The organism is Streptomyces sp. SYSU D01066-1 (genome assembly GCF_054956795.1).
In genome coordinates this window covers 23,523-41,457 of record NZ_JBUDHV010000015.1, presented here as the reverse complement: position 1 = coordinate 41,457, position 17,935 = coordinate 23,523, and the positions used below count along the sequence as shown (strand labels likewise).

Below are 17,935 nucleotides of genomic sequence, written 5' to 3'. Positions count from 1 at the left end.
CCCGGCAGCCGAACAGCGCCGTCCAGTCCTCGTCGGCGAGGGTCCCGGCCCCCGGCCGCGCCCGTCCGTCGCCCACCTGGGCCGGTCGCGCCCGTCCGTCGCTCACCTGGGCCGGCCTCGCCCGCCTCTCGTCCGCCTGGGCCGGCCTCGCCCGCCCGGCACCGGCCGTCGCTCCACGGCCGTCGCCCGGCGCGGAGACACCGCCGCTCCGCGGGTCCGGCACGCACCGGTGCGGCGGTCCCCCGGCCGCGGCCCCGCGGACCGGTCCGGGGCCGCCCGCCTCCCGCAGGGCGGCCGGAGGCGGGATCAGCCGGCCGGCTTCGTCGAAGTACTGTGCGGCGAGTTCGCGGCCGTCCTCGTCGTCCACGGTCACCACCCGGTAGATCGTGGCCACTCCCGCTCCTCCGCCCGTGTCTGCGCTTTCCCGCGCCCCGGGTCCGGCGGCCCGTGGCTCGCCTCCCCCGGGTGCCGGCCCGGCTCCAGGAATCCTACGGAACGGGCGACGCTCTCTTGACACGGTTCGGATGTCCGTCCAAGTCCCTGTCCCGGACCGGCCGGACGGCGGAGCACGCCCTCCCGCCGGCCGGCGCTCCTCAGGTGGAAGCCACCGGCAGCACGTCCGGCGACAGCGCCGCCGCCCGTGCCGTGGCGCTGGTCATGCGGCGGCGGTGGTGGCGGCGGCAGAGCACCTCGTAGCCGACCTCGTCCAGGGGCTGGTCGACGTCGCCGACGACCACCTGGGCACCCTCGACGACCATGACGCCGCCCACCGTACGGGCGTTGTGCGTGGCGCGGGCCCCGCACCAGCACAGGGCCTCGACCTGGAGGACCTCGACCCGGTCGGCGAGTTCGACCAGGCGCTGGGAGCCGGGGAACAGCTTGGAGCGGAAGTCGGTGGTGATGCCGAAGGCGTAGACGTCCAGGTCGAGGTCGTCGACGACGCGCGCGAGCTGGTCGATCTGGTCGGGCGCCAGGAACTGGGCCTCGTCCGCGATCACGTAGTCCGCCCGGCCGCCCTGGGAGAGGTGGCCGACGAGGTACGCGTACAGGTCGGTGCCGTCCTCGACCTCCACCGCGTCGGTGACCAGACCGAGCCGTGAGGAGAGCTTGCCCTCGCCCGCGCGGTCGTCCCGCGTGAAGATCATGCCGACCAGGCCGCGCGCGGCGCGGTTGTGCTCCATCTGGAGAGCCAGGGTCGACTTCCCGCAGTCCATCGTTCCGGAGAAGAAGACCAGCTCGGGCATGGTGGGACGGGCACCTTTCGGCGGGTTTTTCGACAGGGGGCGGTTCAGGAGCGTACTTCGAGGAGGGGGACGAACTGCTCGGCGGGGGTCATCGAGCCGTGGTTGCCGACCATCGCCGACTCGTTCGGCTCCCGCTCGGAGGCGATGAGCAGGACGTCGTCCCGGGCGGCGGCGAGGACGTCGCCGATGCGGTCGTACACCCGCTGCTCCACGTGCGGGCCGAACCAGCCCGCCTCGACCGCCTCGTCGCGCGAGGCCACCCAGAACTGCTCGCCGAGCACCTCGCGCCAGCAGGCGAGGACGTCGTCATGGGCGCCCGGTACGGCGTAGACGTGGCGGGCGCGGCCCTCGCCGCCGAGGAGGGCGACGCCGGCCCGCAGCTCCCAGTCGGCGTCGAAGTCGACGCGGTGCTCCTCGTCGAAGGGGACGTCGACCATGCCGTGGTCGGCGGTGACGTAGAGGGCGGTGCGCGGCGGGAGCTGCTCGGCCAGGCGCTGGACGAGCCGGTCGACGTGGGAGAGCCGGCCGCGCCAGGTGTCGGAGTCGACGCCGAAGCGGTGGCCGGCGCCGTCGACCTCGGAGTAGTACGTGTAGACGAGGGCGCGGTCGGCGGCGGCCAGCCGCTCGGCGGCCAGGTCCATGCGGTCCTCGCCGGACTCGCGTCCCAGGAAGGTGCCGCCGCTGAGCGCGATCTTGGTCAGCGGGGTGTGCTGGAAGGCGGGGGCGGAGACCTGCACGGCGTGCACGCCCGCGTCGTGGGCGAGCTGGAAGACGGTGGGCCGGGGCTGCCAGACGTGCGGGTCGGTCCAGGGCTGCCAGCGGAGCTGGTTCATCAGCTCGCCGGTGGCCGGGTCGCGCACCGTGTAGCCGGGCAGGCCGTGGACGCCGGGGGGCAGGCCGGTGCCGACGGAGGCGAGGGAGGTCGCGGTGGTCGCCGGGAAACCGGCGGTGACCGGGCGCCCGGTGCCACCGCGTGAGCTGCCCAGGAGCGAGGTCAGGAAGGGCGCGTACTCGGGGTGCGCGCGCAGCTGCTCCCAGCCGAGGCCGTCGATCAGGAAGACGCAGTTCCGGTCGGCGGGGGCCAGCTCCCCGATCGAGGCGCTCATGCCGGGGACGCCCATGCCGGCGGCGAGCGTGGGCAGCAGGTCGGCGAGCGAGCCGCTGCCGTACGCGGGGACGGGGGCGGAGGCGACCGGGAGGGGTTCGGGATGGACGTCCCAGGCGGTGGACCGGTGCATCAGCGCGCGCTGTCCGCGGTCGCCTCGGAGAGGGCCTGGGCGAAGGCGAGGGCCTGCCGCACGGTCTCCGGGCCGTCCCCGGCCTCGCTGACCCTGAGGCTGAGGTCGTCGGCGGTGGAGCTGCCCGTGTAGCCGTGGTCGGCCTCGCAGTTGGGATCGCCGCAGGCGGCGGGCTCCAGGTCGATGCGGGCGACGGCGCCCCAGCCGATGGTCAGCACGATCTCGCGGGGCAGGGTGCCCGGCTTGTACTGCTCGGGGTCGGCGACCACCCGGCTGACGACGATGGAGGAGATCCGGCCGATCCTGACGGACTCCGTGGACGTCGTGGCGTAGGGCGACGGGGAGGTGTCGTCGGCGGCCTGCTCGTCGGTGTGGCTGACGATGAAGCGGTTGCCGGTGAGGACGAGCACGGTCACGTGCCGCCGCACCTCGTTCTGGTCGAACGTGGTCTCCTGGTGGACCAGGTACGACCGGACGGGTTCGCCGCCCACGGCGGCTTCCACCGCCTCGGCCACGAGGGCCGGGTAGTAGCCGCTGCGCTCGATCGCCGCACGCAGCCCCTGGGTCGTCGTACTGGTCTTGGCCATGCCGTCCATCCTACGGGGACCCACTGACTGCCCGGCACGGTCGTGGGCGCGCGGGACCACCGCGGGCCGTGCTCAGTACGCCGGGAGCGTGCGCGGACCGAGGTCGTCCCGGGCGGGCGGCGGCGCCAGGCGCACGGAGGCGCCCAGGACGCTGAGACCGCGCGGGGCGACGACCACCGGCTCCAGGGTGACGGCGACGACCTCCGGATGGTCGTCGACCAGGCGGGAGACGCGCTGGAGCAGCTCCTCCAGGGCGGCGGTGTCGACCGGGTCGGAACCGCGCCAGCCGAAGAGGAGCGGAGCGGTACGTATCGAACGTATCAGCGATGCCGCGTCCCGGTCGGTGACCGGGATCAGCCGGTGCGCCGTGTCGCCGAGCAGCTGGGTGGCGGCTCCGGCGAGCCCGAAGGAGAGCACGGCGCCGGCCGCCGGGTCGATGACGGCCCGTACGACGGTGTCGACGCCGCGCGGCGCCATGGCCTGCACCACGGGCCGCAGCTCGGCCGGGGTCCCGAACAGCTCGGTCAGCTCCTCGTACGCGCGTCGCAGCTGCTCCTCGTCGGCCAGGTCGAGGCGTACGCCGCCCAGGTCGGCCCGGTGGCGCAGATGGGGGGCGGTGGCCTTCAGGGCGACGGGCCGGCCCAGGCCGCGCGCGGCGGCGACGGCGGCGTCGGGGGTGGGGGCGGGCAGGGCGCGGTGGACGTGGACGCCGTAGCGGCCGAGCAGTTCGCAGGTCTCCTCGGCGCCGAGGGTGAGCCCCTCGCCGCGCGCGAGGAGGCGCTGGATCAGCTCGGCGGCGCCCTTCTCGTCCACGTCCTCGTACTCCGGCACCTTGCCCGGCTCGGCGGTGTCGCGACGCCAGCGGGCGTAGGTGACGGCCTGGGCGAGGGCCCGGACCGCGCGCTCGGCGGCGGGGTAGGCGGGGATGAGGCGGGTGCCCTCGGCGGGGCTCTCGGCGGGGCCCTGGGCGGGACTCTCGGCGGGAACGTGGGCCGGGGGCCGCCCGGGTGGGACGGCGGGCTCCTCCGCCGGGGCGGGGGGCCGGCCGGCCGGCGGGGGCGGGGCCGGGCGGGGGGCCGGGGCCGTGCTCGTGGCCGCCGACAGGGCCCGTGCCAGGCCGCCCAGCTCCACGTGGACCACCAGGACGGGCTTGGCGGGCGACTCGACGGTGGCCGAACGCAGGGCCTCCGCCAGGGCGGCGTCGCCGGCCGCGCCCTCGCCGAAGGCCGGGATCGCGGTCACCACCACGGCGTCGCACGCGTCGTCGGCGAGCGCCTCGGCGAGCGCCGCCCGGAAGTCCGCCGGTGCCGCGGCCGTGGTCAGGTCCAGCGGGGGCAGCGGGCGCAGCCCCTCGGAGAGGCACGCGTCGTGGGTGAGCAGGCCCAGCGACTGCGAGTTGCCCAGGATGGCCACCCGCGGTCCGGCGGGCAGCGGCTGCCGGGCCAGCAGCAGCCCCGTGTCGACCAGCTCGGTGATCGTGTCGACGCGGATCACGCCGGCCTGCCGCAGCAGGGCCGAGACCGTCGCGTGCGGCAGCCGGGTGGCCCGTACCGGGTGGCCCCGCGGCGCCGCGCCGCCGTGCCGGGCGCCCGCCACCACGACCAGCGGCTTGACCGCCGCCGTGCGGCGCGCGAGGCGGGTGAACTTGCGCGGGTTGCCGATGGACTCCAGGTACATCAGGGCGACGTCGGTGTCGGGGTCGTCGTACCAGTACTGCATGACGTCGTTGCCGGAGACGTCGGCCCGGTTGCCTGCGGAGACGAAGGTCGACACGCCGGTCACGCCGGTGACCCCGCCGCCGCGCCGGTGCAGCCGGGAGAGCAGGGCGATGCCGATGGCGCCCGACTGGGCGAACAGCCCGATCCGGCCGGGGCGCGGCAGCTCGGGGGCGAGGGAGGCGTTGAGCCGGACCTCGGGTGAGGTGTTGACGACGCCGAAGGCGTTGGGGCCGATGATCCGCATCCCGTACGCGCGCGCGTGCCGCACCAGGGCGCGCTGGCGCTCACGGCCCTCGGGACCGCTCTCGGCGTACCCGGCGGAGACGACGACCAGTCCCTGCACGCCGTGCCGGCCGCACTCGGTGACGACCTCCGGCACCCGCTCGGCGGGGACGGCGACGACCGCGAGGTCCACGGGCCCCTCGATCTCCCGCACCGAGCGGTGGGCCGGCACTCCGTCCAGCTCCGTCCGCCCCTCCTCGAAGGCGCGGTTCACGGCGTACAGGCGGCCGGTGAAACCGGCGTCCCTGATGTTGCCGAGGATGCCGCGGCCCACGCCGCCGGGGGTGCGGCCGGCGCCGATGACCGCGACCGAGCCGGGGGTGAGCAGCCGCCGGACGGAACGGCCCTCGGCGCGCTGTTCGCGCGCGTACTGCACGGCGAGCGAGCGGTCGGTGGGTTCGAGGCCGAACTCCAGGCGGACGACGCCGTCCTCGAAGCTGCGCTTCTGGGTGTACCCGGCGTCCGTGAACACCTTGATCATCTTGGTGTTGGCGGGGAGCACCTCGGCGGCGAAGCGGCGGATGCCGCGCTCGCGCGCGACCGCGGCGATGTGCTCCAGGAGCGCGGAGGCCACGCCGCGTCCCTGGTGGGCGTCCTGGACGAGGAAGGCGACCTCCGCCTCGTCGGCCGGCCCGTGCGCGGGCGTGCCGCCGGCGCCGATCCGGTCGTAGCGTACGGTGGCGATGAACTCGCCGCCCACCAGGGCCGCGAGTCCCACCCGGTCCACGAAGTCGTGGTGCGTGAAGCGGTGGACGTCCTTGGCGGACAGCCGGGGGTAGGGCGCGAAGAAGCGGTAGTACTTGGACTCGTCCGAGACCTGCTCGTAGAAGCTGACCAGGCGCTCGGCGTCGTCGGCGGTGATGGGGCGCACGCGGGCGGTGCCGCCGTCGCGCAGCACCACGTCCGCCTCCCAGTGGGCGGGGTACTCGTGCCGGTCCGACGCGGTCTGCATGGGGCCCAGCGTACGGCTCGGGTACGACAGCGGCCCGGGGCCGAAGGGGGCCGTCCGGCGGGAGCGCCGTATGGAAGACTGGTCTAGACAAGCCTGCACGACCGAAGGGCAGAAACACATGGCTGAGCGCCGCGTCAACGTCGGCTGGGCCGAGGGCCTCCACGCCCGCCCCGCCTCCATCTTCGTCCGGGCCGCCACGGCCAGCGGCGTCCCGGTGACGATCGCCAAGGCCGGCGGCAACCCCGTCAACGCCGCCTCCATGCTGGCCGTTCTGGGTCTGGGCGCCCAGGGCGGCGAAGAGGTCGTCCTCGCGTCGGACGCCGAGGGCGCGGACGCCGCGCTGGACCGCCTGGCCAAGCTGGTCGCCGAGGGGCTCGAGGAGCTTCCGGAGACCGTCTGAGCCGTCGCGCGCCCCGGGGCGAGCCGTGCCGGTCCTTCGGGGCCGGCACGGCTTCCGTGTTTTCCGCACCCGGTACCCGGGCACCGTGAACCAGCCGCGTTCCCCGGCGGAAAAGACACGGGGACGGTAATGAAACGGCAGCAGAAAAATACCCCGCTGAATAACTCCTCTTTGTATACGGCGTCCGTGTTAATACCGCAGGCTCGGCATGTTTACGGCACGTTGCGAGTTCCTCACACGCTCCGCGCGGTCGGCGCCCGGGGCGGGGCGCAGGCGGTGCGCGGCCGTCGACCGCTCGGTGTGCAGCGCGGTGAGCGACCGGGCGCGTTCGCCGTCGCCCCGGGCCACGGCGTCGACGATCGCGCCGTGCTCCGCCCAGGTGTCGACCGGGCTGGCGGGCGCCTCCACGGTGTACATCCAGGCGATCCGGTGCCGCAGCCGGGTCAGCGTCGAGGTCATCGCCGCGCTGCCGGCGGCCTGGGCGAGCGTCTCGTGGAACCAGCCGTCCAGCGAGCGCAGGTCGTCGCTGTTGCCCCGCCTGGCCCGCTCCTGGCCCAGCCGCACCAGGCCGCGCAGCACCTTCAAATGGGCCTCGGTGCGCCGCTGGGCGGCCCGGGCGGCGCCGAGCGGCTCCAGGAGCAGCCGCATCTCCAGCAGGTCGGCGGCCTCCTGTTCGGTGGGTTCGGCCACGCACGCGCCCGCGTGGCGCCGCGTCACCACGAATCCCTCGGCCTCCAGGGTCCGCAGGGCCTCGCGCACGGGGACGCGGGAGACGCCGTAGCGCCGGGCGAGGAGTTCCTCGGTGAGCCGGCTGCCGCGCTCGTAGACACCGGCGACGATGTCGTCCCGGATCGCCGTGCACACCGAATGCGCCGGAATACGCATGACCGACCTCCGCCTTAATCCCCGTGAAACGTCGACGATTGACGCGTGTTCAGTGACTCTATTGCAATGCGCCGCGCTTTCCGACGGGGGGGCGGTTTCCCTGGCTGTTTTTGGTCTGTTTTTGGTCACCTTTAACGTCCGAAAGCCCCGGCTCGGGGAGCCGGGGCTTTCGGGTGTGCCGTGCCGCGGGGCGTCAGACGGTGACGCCGTGGGAGCGGAGGTAGGCCACCGGGTCGATGTCCGAGCCGTACTCCGGCCCGGTGCGGGCCTCGAAGTGCAGGTGCGCCCCGGTGACGTTGCCGGTCGCCCCGGAGAGGGCGATCCGCCGGCCGGGGGTGACCGTCTCGCCGACGGAGACGCCGATGGACGACAGGTGGCCGTACTGGGTGTACGTCCCGTCGTGCATCTTGATCACGACCTGGTAGCCGTACGCGCCGCCCCAGCCGGCCTCGACGACCGTGCCGGCGCCGACCGCGCGGACGGCGGTGCCGGACGCGGCGTGGAAGTCGATGCCGGTGTGCGTGCCGGAGGACCACAGACCGCTGCTGGCCCGGTACGCGGTGGACACGTAGGAGCCGCTGATGGGGGCCACGTAGGTGTTCAGGCGCTTGCGCTCGGCCTCGCGGGCGGCGCGCTCCTGGTCCTCGCGGGCCTGCTCGGCGGCCTCGGCGGCCCGCTCGCGGGCGGCCCGCTCGGCCTGCTCCCGGGCGGCGGCGTCCTCGGCGGCCTGCCGCTGGGCGGCGGCCTGGGCGCTGACCTCCTCGGCCACCGAGTCGCCGAGGGTGATGACCGGGGTGAGGCCGGTGTCCTGGGGGGACGGCTCGGCGGCGAACGCGGGGGCCGTGAGGGTGCCGATGACGCCGGTGGTGGTGAGGGTCGCGACCCCGGCCGCGCGGACGGTGGTGCGGTGTACCCGGCCGGGACGGCGGTGCTTGCCGGTGGCGCGCGTGAACGCCATGTAGAGGCTGGTCCTTTCCTTCCCTCTCGCCTACCGGGTTAGCTGACGGGTTCGGAGCAGGAAGGTCTCCTACGGGCCCCCTCGCTGCGCGCGGGCGTCCGATTCACCCCAGGGACTGGTGGGTCCCCGGCTCCCCTGGCTCGCGCCGTACGGGGACTCGGCGATGACTGTCCGGTGCCGCGGGTGCGGCGCACTGCCTGACGGACAGCCGGGGAGACGCTAAGCGGGCGTCGGTTCAAGACTCAAACGCATCACGGTTTTTGTTGTCCATCCCACAGGGCAGACGGGCAACCTCTGCACCAATCCACCCCATTCGGACACAGGGCGGTTCCGGCGGCACGAAGGTCGCCGGAACCGCCCCACGCGCGCGTGCCGCTACTCGGCGCTCACCACGGTGACTTCGCCGATGCCGAGGGCCTCGACGGGCTCCTTGATCCGCGCCGCGTCACCCACCAGGACGGTCACCAGACGGTCCACCGGGAAGGCGTTGACGACCGCCGCGGTGGCCTCGACCGTGCCGGTCTCGGCGAGCCGCTGGTACAGCGTCGCCTGGTAGTCGTCGGGCAGGTACTGCTCGACCTGGTCGGCCAGCGTGCTCGCGACGGCCGCCGCGGTCTCGTACTTCAGCGGCGCCACGCCCACCAGGTTCTGCACGGCGACGTCCCGTTCGGCGTCGGTGAGCCCGCCCTCGGCGAGCGTGCGCAGCACCTTCCACAGGTCGTCGAGGGCCGGGCCGGTGTTGGGGGTGTCGACGGAGCCGCTGATGGCGAGCATCGCGGCGCCCGTGCCGTCGGGCGCGGACCGCAGGACCTGGCCGAAGGCGCGGACGCCGTAGGTGTAGCCCTTCTCCTCGCGCAGGACGCGGTCCAGGCGGGAGGTGAGGGTGCCGCCCAGGCAGTACGTGCCGAGCACCTGGGCGGGCCAGACGCTGTCGTGCCGGTCGGGACCGGTACGGCCGATCAGCAGCTGCGTCTGGACGGAGCCGGGGCGGTCCACGATGACGACGCGGCCGGTGTCGTCGGCGGTCACCGGGGGCACGGGCCGCGGTTCGGCCGCCGAGCCCGTCCACGAGCCGAGGGTGTCGTCGAGCAGCGCGCCGAGGTCGACGCCGGTGAAGTCACCGACGACCACGGCGGTGGCGGTGGCGGGGCGGACGTGCTTCTCGTAGAAGGCGCGGACGGCCGCGGAGTCGATGCCGGCGACCGTCTCCTCGGTGCCCTGGCGCGGACGGGACATCCGGGAGTCCGCCGGGAACAGCTCCCTGGAGAGCTCCTTGGCGGCCCGGCGCGAGGGGTTGGCCAGTTCGTGCGGGATCTCGTCGAGCCGGTTGCGCACCAGGCGTTCGATCTCGCTGTCGGCGAACGCGGGGGCCCGCAGGGCGTCGGCGACCAGGCCGAGCGCCTTGGCGAGGCGGGAAGCGGGCACTTCGAGGGTGAGCCGGACGCCGGGGTGGTCGGCGTGCGCGTCCAGGGTGGCCCCGCAGCGCTCCAGTTCGGCGGCGAACTCCTCGGCGGAGTGCTTGTCGGTGCCCTCGGAGAAGGCGCGGGCCATGATGGTGGCGACGCCGTCGAGACCGGCCGGCTCGGCGTCCAGGGGGGCGCGCAGGAACAGCTCGACGGCGACGACCTGCTGGCCGGGGCGGTCGCACCGCAGGACGGTGAGGCCGTTGCCGAGCGTGCCGCGCTCGGGGGCGGGGAAGGCCCAGGGCTTGGGCTCGCCCGCCTGCGGCCGGGGGTGGAAGTCCATGGTGGCGAGCTCGGTCACTTGGCCGCCTCCTCGTTCTCGTCGGTGGCGTCGTCGGCGTCGGCGTCGGCTGCGGGGGCGGTGGGCTCGTAGACGAGCACCGCGCGGTTGTCGGGGCGCAGGCGGGCCTTGGCGACCTCCTGTACCTCCTCCGCCGTCACCTCCAGGACGCGCTGTACGGCGGTCAGGGCGAGCTGCGGGTCGCCGAACAGGACGGCGTAGCGGCACAGCTCGTCGGCGCGGCCGGCGACCGTGCCGAGCCGGTCCAGCCACTCGCGCTCCAGCTGGGCCTGGGCCCGCTCCATCTCCTCGGCGGTGGGCCCCTCCTCGGCGAACCGGGCCAGCTCCTCGTCGATGGCGGCTTCGACGACCGGCACCTCGACGTCACCGGAGGTCTTCACGTCCAGCCAGCCCAGGGAGGGCGCTCCGGCCAGGCGCAGCAGACCGAAGCCGGCCGCGACGGCCGTACGGTCGCGCCGTACGAGGCGGTTGTAGAGGCGGGAGGACTCGCCGCCGCCGAGGACGGTGAGGGCCAGGTCGGCGGCGTCGCACGCGCGCGTGCCGTCGTGCGGCAGGCGGTAGGCGGCCATCAGGGCGCGGGCCGGGACCTCCTCCTCGACGACCTCGCGCAGCTGCCCGCCCATGACCTCGGGCAGCGAGCCGTCCCGGGGGGCGGGCTTGCCGTCGTGGGAGGCGATGGAGCCGAAGTACTTCTCGATCCAGGCGAGCGTCTGCTCGGGGTCGATGTCGCCGACCACGGACAGCACCGCGTTGTTCGGCGCGTAGTAGGTGCGGAAGAACGCGCGGGCGTCCTCCAGGGTGGCCGCGTCCAGGTCGGCCATGGAGCCGATCGGGGTGTGGTGGTAGGGGTGGCCCTCCGGGTAGGCGAGGGCGGTCAGCTTCTCGAACGCCGTGCCGTAGGGCACGTTGTCGTAGCGCTGGCGGCGCTCGTTCTTGACGACGTCCCGCTGGTTCTCCATCGACTCGTCGTCGAGGGCGGCGAGCAGGGAGCCCATGCGGTCGGCCTCCAGCCAGAGGGCGAGCTCCAGCTGGTGGGCGGGCATGGTCTCGAAGTAGTTGGTGCGCTCGAAGCTGGTGGTGCCGTTGAGGGAGCCGCCGGCGCCCTGCACCAGTTCGAAGTGACCGTTGCCCTTGACCTGGGCGGAGCCCTGGAACATCAGGTGCTCGAAAAGGTGAGCCAGACCGGTACGGCCCTTGACCTCGTGGCGCGAGCCGACGTCGTACCAGAGGCACACCGCCGCGACCGGGGTCAGGTGGTCCTCGGAGAGCACCACGCGCAGGCCGTTGGCCAGGCGGTGCTCGGTCGCTGTCAGCCCGCCGGAGCCTGCCTCGGCTGTGGCCGTGTGACCCATGGGCATGTACGTCCCTTCGATCGCGGAAACCTTGGACGGAATCACCGGTGCCGACCGCGTCACGGGCCGGAACTGCGGAATTCCTATCGGTCCTGCCACTGTATGCAAGCGCGCGGACCACTGGAGAAGTTCCCGCCTCCCGTACGCCGAGAGCGAGCAGCTCCGCGGGCACGGCGGTGAGGGGTCGCGGGCACGGCGGTGAGGGGTCGCGGGCGGTGCGGGCGGCGCGGGCGCGGCGGTGAGGGGTCGCGGGCGGTGCGGGCGGCGCGGGCGCGGCGGCGGGGGGTCGCGGGCGGTGCGGGCGCGGGTGCGGGCACGCACCAAGGGGAGGGCGCGGGCAGGCAGGGGCACGGGACGGAGGCCGCGAGCGGGCGAGCGCCCCGGCGCGCGCCTCAGCGGGAACCGGCCGGTGCTCGTGGTGACGCGCGTCGGGGCCGGCAGATCGCTCCGAGGCTGCCCGGCGGGCGCCGCCGACGGCGGGCCCGGGCGTGCGCGTGAGGCCGCAAAGGTGAGGGCGTACCCTGCGGGACAGCACCGGGCCGGGCGCCCGCGACGGGTCCTGGTCGGTCGCTGTCAGTGCCTCGGTCCACAATGGACCGCGTCAGATCACCGTTCACGCTTCAGCGAGGAGCCGGCAGCGATGGCCCGCCGTAGTACGAAGACCCCGCCGCCCGACGACCCGTACGAGGAGAAGATCCTCGACATCGACGTCGTCGACGAGATGCAGGGCTCATTCCTTGAGTACGCGTACTCGGTCATCTACTCCCGTGCCCTGCCGGACGCACGCGACGGACTCAAGCCGGTGCACCGCCGCATCGTCTACCAGATGAACGAGATGGGCCTCAGGCCCGAGCGCGGGTACGTGAAGTGCGCCCGCGTCGTCGGCGAGGTGATGGGCAAGCTGCACCCGCACGGCGACGCGTCGATCTACGACGCCCTGGTCCGCATGGCCCAGCCGTTCTCGATGCGCGTCCCCCTGGTCGACGGCCACGGCAACTTCGGCTCGCTGGGCAACGACGACCCGCCCGCCGCCATGCGGTACACCGAGTGCCGGATGGCCGAGGCGGCCGGGCTGATGACGGAGTCGATCGACGAGGACACCGTCGACTTCGCCCCCAACTACGACGGCCAGGAGCAGGAGCCGCAGGCGCTGCCCGCCGCCTTCCCCAACCTGCTGGTCAACGGTGCCTCGGGCATCGCCGTCGGCATGGCCACCAACATGCCGCCGCACAACCTGCGCGAGGTCATCGCCGCCGCCCGGCACCTCATCAGGTACCCGAACGCCGATCTCGAAGCCCTGATGAAGCACGTCCCCGGTCCCGACCTGCCCACGGGCGGTGTGATCGTCGGACTGCCGGGTGTCCGGGACGCGTACGCGTCGGGCCGCGGCACGTTCAAGATCCGCGCGACGGTGACCGTGGAGACGGTGACGGCCCGCCGCAAGGGCCTCGTCGTCACCGAGCTGCCGTTCTCGGTCGGCCCGGAGAAGGTGATCGCCAAGATCAAGGACCTGGTCGGCGCGAAGAAGCTCCAGGGCATCGCGGACGTCAAGGACCTCACCGACCGCGAGCACGGACTGCGCCTGGTCATCGAGATCAAGAACGGCTTCGTGCCGGAGGCCGTCCTGGAGCAGCTCTACAAGCTGACGCCGATGGAGGAGTCCTTCGGCATCAACAACGTCGCCCTGGTGGACGGCCAGCCCCTCACCCTGGGCCTGAAGGAGCTGCTGGAGGTCTATCTCGACCACCGCTTCGACGTCGTACGGCGGCGCAGCGAGTTCCGCCGCGGCAAGCGCCGCGACCGGCTGCACCTGGTCGAGGGCCTGCTCACCGCGCTGATCGACATCGACGAGGTCATCCGTCTCATCCGCTCCAGCGAGAACAGCGCGCAGGCCAAGGAGCGCCTGATCGAGCGCTTCGGGCTGAGCGACGTACAGACCCAGTACATCCTGGACACGCCGCTGCGCCGGCTCACCAAGTTCGACCGCGTGGAGCTGGAGGCCGAGAAGGACCGGCTCACCGCGGAGATCGAGGAGCTGACCCGCATCCTCGACTCCGACCAGGAGCTGCGCAAGCTGGTCTCGGCGGAACTGGCCGCGGTGGCCAAGAAGTTCGGCACCGACCGCCGGACCGTGCTGCTGGAGTCGGCGGCCACCCCCGTGGCCGCCGTGCCGCTCCAGGTGGCGGACGACCCGTGCCGGGTGCTGCTCTCCTCGACCGGACTGCTGGCCCGTACGGCGAACGACGAGCCGTTCGCCCCGGACGGCGGCGGCAAGCGCGTCAAGCACGACCTGATCGTCTCGGCGGTGCCGGCCACGGCCCGCGGCGAGGTGGGCGTGGTGACGTCCGCCGGGCGCCTGCTGCGGATCAACGTGATCGACCTGCCGCAGCTGCCCGAGGAGATGCCCACGCCCAACCTGGCGGGCGGCGCGCCGCTGGCGGAGTTCGTCTCCCTGGAGGACGACGAGACGGTGGTCTGCCTGACCACCCTCGACGAGTCCTCGCCGGGCCTCGCGCTCGGTACGGAGCAGGGCGTCGTCAAGCGGGTGGTGCCGGACTACCCGGCCAGCAAGGAGGAGCTGGAGGTCATCACCCTCAAGGAGGGCGACCGGATCGTCGGCGCGGTCGAGCTGCGCACGGGCGAGGAGGACCTGGTCTTCATCACGGACGACGCCCAACTGCTGCGCTACCAGGCCTCGCAGGTCCGTCCGCAGGGCCGTCCGGCGGGCGGCGTGGCCGGCGTCAAGCTCACCGAGGGTGCGAAGGTCATCTCGTTCACGGCGGTCGACCCGGCGACGGACGCGGTGGTCTTCACCGTGGCGGGCTCGCGCGGGACGCTGGACGACTCCGTGCAGACCACGGCCAAGCTGACGCCGTTCGACCAGTATCCGCGCAAGGGCCGGGCCACGGGCGGTGTGCGCTGCCAGCGGTTCCTGAAGGGCGAGGACTGCCTGGCGCTGGCCTGGGCGGGTCCCGCGCCGGCCCGGGCCGCGCAGAAGAACGGCACACCGGCCGAGCTGCCGGAGATCGACCCGCGCCGCGACGGGTCGGGTGTGTCACTGCCGAAGACGGTCTCGGTGGTGGCCGGTCCGGCCTAGACGCGATACCGGCGGTTTCGGGCTCCTGGTCCGTCGGGTGTGGTGTGCCGAGGCTGTCAAGGCCCGGACCGGTGAGGTCGTCGCCGGATGAGCGGTTGCCGGCTCGGGTCGCGCTGGGGGTGCCGGCCCGCGCGTTCCCCCGGAGCCGGTGGGCGAGGTGGTCGCGGATCGCGGCCGGGCCGGGCGACGCCGGCGGCTGCTGCTGTCCGCCCGGGTCGCGGTCCGTTCCGTGCCGACGGTGTGCGTGTCCTCCGGACAGGGCCACAAGCGAGGTCGTCCGGCTCCTGGCACACGGACTTCAGCGGACGGCCGGTGAAGGGGGACGTGGCGGGTGCCGGCCACCGCGGCGACCGGCCGGCCCACCGCGGCGATCGGCCCGGGCTGTCCGCGGCCGGGCCCGGAGCCGCCGAAGGCACTGTTCGCCCGGGTGCGCCGGCCCGTGGCGGCCGGGGACACGAGCGGGTCCTGGTATCGGGGGGGCGGCTGGTCGCGGTGGACGGCACGGTCATGGTCCGCCGCCAGACCGTCTCCCTCGACCGTCCCCACCCGGACCGGGCCGATCAGAGCCAAGCCGATTCGCCGGAAAACGGACCGGATCGCCGGTATCGGTACTAGAGGATCGGCTCCGGAGCCGGGTACGCCTCTTCGTCGGGGCCCGGGTCCGGCTCCGTCCCGTCGTCGGGGGCCTGCTCCTCCGGGCCCTGTACGTAGCGCAGGACGCCCCACATGCCGTGCTCGTCGGCGTGCGGGGCGTGGCTCGCGCACTCCTGGAGTTCCTCGGTGAGGGCGGGGGCGTCGATGCCGGAGCCGATCAGGACGAGCTGGGTCAGCCGCTCCGGGCCGGTACCGGGGCCGGGGCCGGTGGGCGGCCAGGGCTCGGGACAGAAGCGCAGGAAGCGCCCCACGGCGTGCACGAGGTAGCGGTTGCGCGGGTCGTACGGGCCGAAGTCGACGTACCCCTTGATCCGGTACAGGCCCTCGGGCCGGCTGTCGAGGAACCGCATCAGGCGCCGCGGGTCCAGGGGGACGTCGGAGACGAACGACAGGCTGTCGTAGGCGCTGTGCAGGTGGTCGGCGTGGCCGTCGGTCCGGGAGCGGTCGTGCAGGTCGTCGAAGGACAGCTGTCCCACGCGTTCCTCGGCCGGCCGGCAGTCGAAGAGGAACTCGGGGTCGACGCGGCCGTAGGTGGCCGGGACGACGGCGGCCCGGTCGGTGAGCGAGCCGACCAGACCGAGTACCCGCTCGCCGCCGTCCGGGGCCCGGTCGAGCTTGTTGACCACGACCAGGTCGGCGAGGGCCAGATGCCGGTCGATCTCCGGGTGCCGGGCCCGCGTCCCGTCGAACTCGGCGGCGTCGACCACCTCGACCAGGCCGCCGTAGACGATCCCCCGCAGTTCGCTGGCGAGCAGCATGCGCACCAGTTCCTCGGGCTCGGCGAGACCGCTGGCCTCGATGACGATGACGTCGACGCCGGCCTCCGGCCGGGCGAGCCGGGCCAGGTAGACGTCCAGTTCACCGGGGTCGACGGCACAGCACAGACAGCCGTTGCCGAGCGAGACGGTGGAGTCCCCGAGCACGCCGGCCACCGCCATCGCGTCGATCTCGATGGCACCGAAGTCATTGACGATCGCACCGATACGGCTGCCCCCGGAGCGGTGCAGCAGGTGGTTGAGGAGCGTGGTCTTCCCGGAACCGAGGAATCCGGCGAGGATGACCACCGGAATCTGCGGGGCCGGAACCCGCGGGGTCGGACGCTGCCCCAATGCGCTGCCTCCTCGACGTCTGCCGGACCGTGTGCCGCCTCAGGATACGAGTCTCCCGAACGCCTCGGAGTGAACGGTTGCCAGCGGCGCGTACGGGACAGGTGTGGGGGAAGACACCGATGCGCGCGGCCCTCGTTCCCCTCCGTGCGCCACCTCCCCGCCTCCCCGCCTCCTCGCCGGTCGGAGCCGCTCGGCACTCCGGTGCCGGCAAGCACCGCCCACCGCCCACCGCTCGCCGGTTCCCGTCGCCCGCCCCGCACGCGACGACCGGCGGACGGCCGCCTGACACGGGGGCTGACGCCGTCATCGCCGCCGAGGCCGCCGAGGCGCTGGAACGCGAGCTGCCCGCCGACGCCGCCCGCGCCGACTACGAACGCATCGTCGTCGTGAGCCGGGAGACCCTCGTACGCGCGTACGCGCCGAGGCGGACATCCCCGACGCCTGACCCGCCGCCCACTCCGGCCGCACCCGCCGTTGCCCGAGCCGGACCGGCCACCCGGCGAGCAGCCCGGTACCCCGTCCCCGCTCGACGCTCCACCGATGCGGCCCGGCGCCGGGCCGCACGCTCCTCCCCCGGGGGCGGCGCGCACGCTCCGCGACCGCTCCGGCGTCACTCCACCGGCGGCTGTTCGAGTGCGGCGGGAAGTCGTCGCACTCAACTCAGGTTAGGCTCACCTGTGTGAGTAGGTGCTCAACCGTCTCCCAGGACCTCGACGAGCCCGTTTCGGGAACCGCGGCGACCGCCCGGACCTGGCTGCTGCTGGAGCAGCCCGGCCCGTGGGGTGCCAAGGCGCTCGTTTCGAGCCACCTGGACCCCGCCCTGGGCCGTGCCCTGGAGAAGGCCACGCGAGGCACGGGCGTGCGGATCGCGCTCATCCGCCGTCCCGGGCGTCACGCGGACCCCGGCGCGTCCGCCGCGCGGCGGGTCTACACGGCCCACACCGCGCCGGGGAACACCTGGCTGCGCGCCGCCACGGTCGCCGATCCCGCCCGGCTGCTCGACCTCGACTTCGCCGCGCTCGGCCGGGGCGACCACCGTGGCTTCGACACCGCGCTCCGGGGCGGGCCGCACACCGGTGACCCGCTCGTCCTCGTCTGCACCAACGGCAAGCGCGACCGGTGCTGTGCGCTGCTGGGCCGGCCGCTGGCCGCGGAACTCGCCGCCGCCGGCACCGAGGGCGTCTGGGAGGTCACCCACCTGGGCGGCCACCGGTTCTCGCCGACCGTGCTCGTCCTGCCGTACGGATACGCCTACGGCAGGGTCGACGCGCGGGCGGTCGGGGAGGTCCTGCGGGGCGTGCGGGACCAGCGGATCGTCCTCACGGGCTGCCGTGGCAGCTCGGCCTGGGAGCGGCCCGGGCAAGCCGCCGAGCTGGCCGTCCGCGCGGCGGTGGGCGAGTACACGGCCGAGACGCTCAGCGTCGTGCGCACCGACGGCGCGGCACCGCGCTGGGAGGTGACCGTGGCCCACGTCGACGGACGGCACTGGCGGGTCACGGTGGCCCAGGGCGCGTCGCTGCCGCCGCGCCCGGAGAGCTGCGGGGCGTCGGTCCTCGGCTCACCGGCGCGGATGGAGGTCGGCGGGATCCGTGAACTTGCGGTGGCGGTGGCACTCGCCGGCTGACCGCCTGCCGGGGCTCGGATGCCGCCGGCCGTCCCCGGTACGCGGACGCCGCCGACCGTCCCTGGTACGCG

At 74.0% G+C, this 17,935-nt stretch carries 12 protein-coding genes and 1 riboswitch; of the genes, 3 read left to right on the top strand and 9 right to left on the bottom strand.

All coding sequences use genetic code 11. The features are described from left to right. Positions 1-593: 593 nt before the first annotated feature. From ACY1JF_RS16660 to ACY1JF_RS16645, 4 genes are all read right to left on the bottom strand, one after another. A complete protein-coding gene (locus ACY1JF_RS16660; RefSeq protein ID WP_462705916.1) occupies positions 594-1,244 on the bottom strand; it encodes a thymidine kinase in 651 nt (216 codons plus the stop codon). 44 nt (positions 1,245-1,288) lie between these two features. Continuing rightward, a complete protein-coding gene (locus tag ACY1JF_RS16655) occupies positions 1,289-2,482 on the bottom strand; it encodes an alkaline phosphatase family protein (RefSeq protein WP_462705915.1) in 1,194 nt (397 codons plus the stop codon). Next, the gene (locus ACY1JF_RS16650; protein WP_462705914.1) at positions 2,482-3,078 is read right to left on the bottom strand and encodes a DUF5998 family protein; all 597 of its coding nucleotides are present in this window, start codon (positions 3,076-3,078) and stop codon (positions 2,482-2,484) included. The genes ACY1JF_RS16655 and ACY1JF_RS16650 overlap by 1 nt, the downstream gene beginning before the upstream one ends. A gap of 63 nt (positions 3,079-3,141) precedes the next feature. Beyond that, entirely contained in the window at positions 3,142-6,021 is a 2,880-nt protein-coding gene (locus ACY1JF_RS16645; protein WP_462705913.1) for a bifunctional acetate--CoA ligase family protein/GNAT family N-acetyltransferase, read from the bottom strand. A 118-nt stretch (positions 6,022-6,139) separates the two neighbouring features. On the opposite strand from ACY1JF_RS16645, the gene ACY1JF_RS16640 reads away from it, so the two are divergent. Further along, a complete protein-coding gene (locus ACY1JF_RS16640) occupies positions 6,140-6,421 on the top strand; it encodes an HPr family phosphocarrier protein (RefSeq protein WP_361658492.1) in 282 nt (93 codons plus the stop codon). 189 nt (positions 6,422-6,610) lie between these two features. On the opposite strand, the gene ACY1JF_RS16635 is transcribed toward ACY1JF_RS16640, so the two are convergent. The 4 genes from ACY1JF_RS16635 to ACY1JF_RS16620 all read right to left on the bottom strand — a co-directional run bounded on the left by ACY1JF_RS16635 (position 6,611) and on the right by ACY1JF_RS16620 (position 11,386). Next, positions 6,611-7,306, bottom strand: a complete 696-nt coding sequence (locus ACY1JF_RS16635) for a GntR family transcriptional regulator (protein WP_462705912.1) — start codon at positions 7,304-7,306, stop codon at positions 6,611-6,613. Between the two features lie 193 nt (positions 7,307-7,499). Beyond that, positions 7,500-8,264 (bottom strand): M23 family metallopeptidase, encoded by a 765-nt coding sequence (locus ACY1JF_RS16630; RefSeq protein WP_462705911.1) that lies wholly within the window; start codon positions 8,262-8,264, stop codon positions 7,500-7,502. A 12-nt stretch (positions 8,265-8,276) separates the two neighbouring features. Then, positions 8,277-8,437, bottom strand: a riboswitch (cyclic di-AMP (ydaO/yuaA leader). 202 nt (positions 8,438-8,639) lie between these two features. Further along, the gene (locus ACY1JF_RS16625) at positions 8,640-10,028 is read right to left on the bottom strand and encodes a M16 family metallopeptidase (RefSeq protein WP_462705910.1); all 1,389 of its coding nucleotides are present in this window, start codon (positions 10,026-10,028) and stop codon (positions 8,640-8,642) included. Then, positions 10,025-11,386 carry a M16 family metallopeptidase gene (locus ACY1JF_RS16620; protein WP_462705909.1) on the bottom strand — a complete coding sequence of 454 codons (1,362 nt, stop codon included), beginning with the start codon at positions 11,384-11,386 and terminating at the stop codon, positions 10,025-10,027. Before ACY1JF_RS16620 ends, ACY1JF_RS16625 begins: the two co-directional genes overlap by 4 nt. A 634-nt stretch (positions 11,387-12,020) precedes the next feature. Here ACY1JF_RS16620 and ACY1JF_RS16615 point away from each other — a divergent pair. After that, on the top strand, positions 12,021-14,477 hold the full coding sequence (locus ACY1JF_RS16615; protein WP_462705908.1) for a DNA gyrase/topoisomerase IV subunit A: 2,457 nt from the start codon (positions 12,021-12,023) through the stop codon (positions 14,475-14,477). Positions 14,478-15,088: 611 nt separating this feature from the next. Here the strand turns inward: ACY1JF_RS16615 and ACY1JF_RS16610 are convergent. Next, positions 15,089-16,240 carry a CobW family GTP-binding protein gene (locus tag ACY1JF_RS16610; RefSeq protein WP_462705907.1) on the bottom strand — a complete coding sequence of 384 codons (1,152 nt, stop codon included), beginning with the start codon at positions 16,238-16,240 and terminating at the stop codon, positions 15,089-15,091. 679 nt (positions 16,241-16,919) lie between these two features. On the opposite strand from ACY1JF_RS16610, the gene ACY1JF_RS16605 reads away from it, so the two are divergent. Beyond that, on the top strand, positions 16,920-17,864 hold the full coding sequence (locus tag ACY1JF_RS16605) for a sucrase ferredoxin (protein WP_462705906.1): 945 nt from the start codon (positions 16,920-16,922) through the stop codon (positions 17,862-17,864). Positions 17,865-17,935 lie beyond the last annotated feature (71 nt).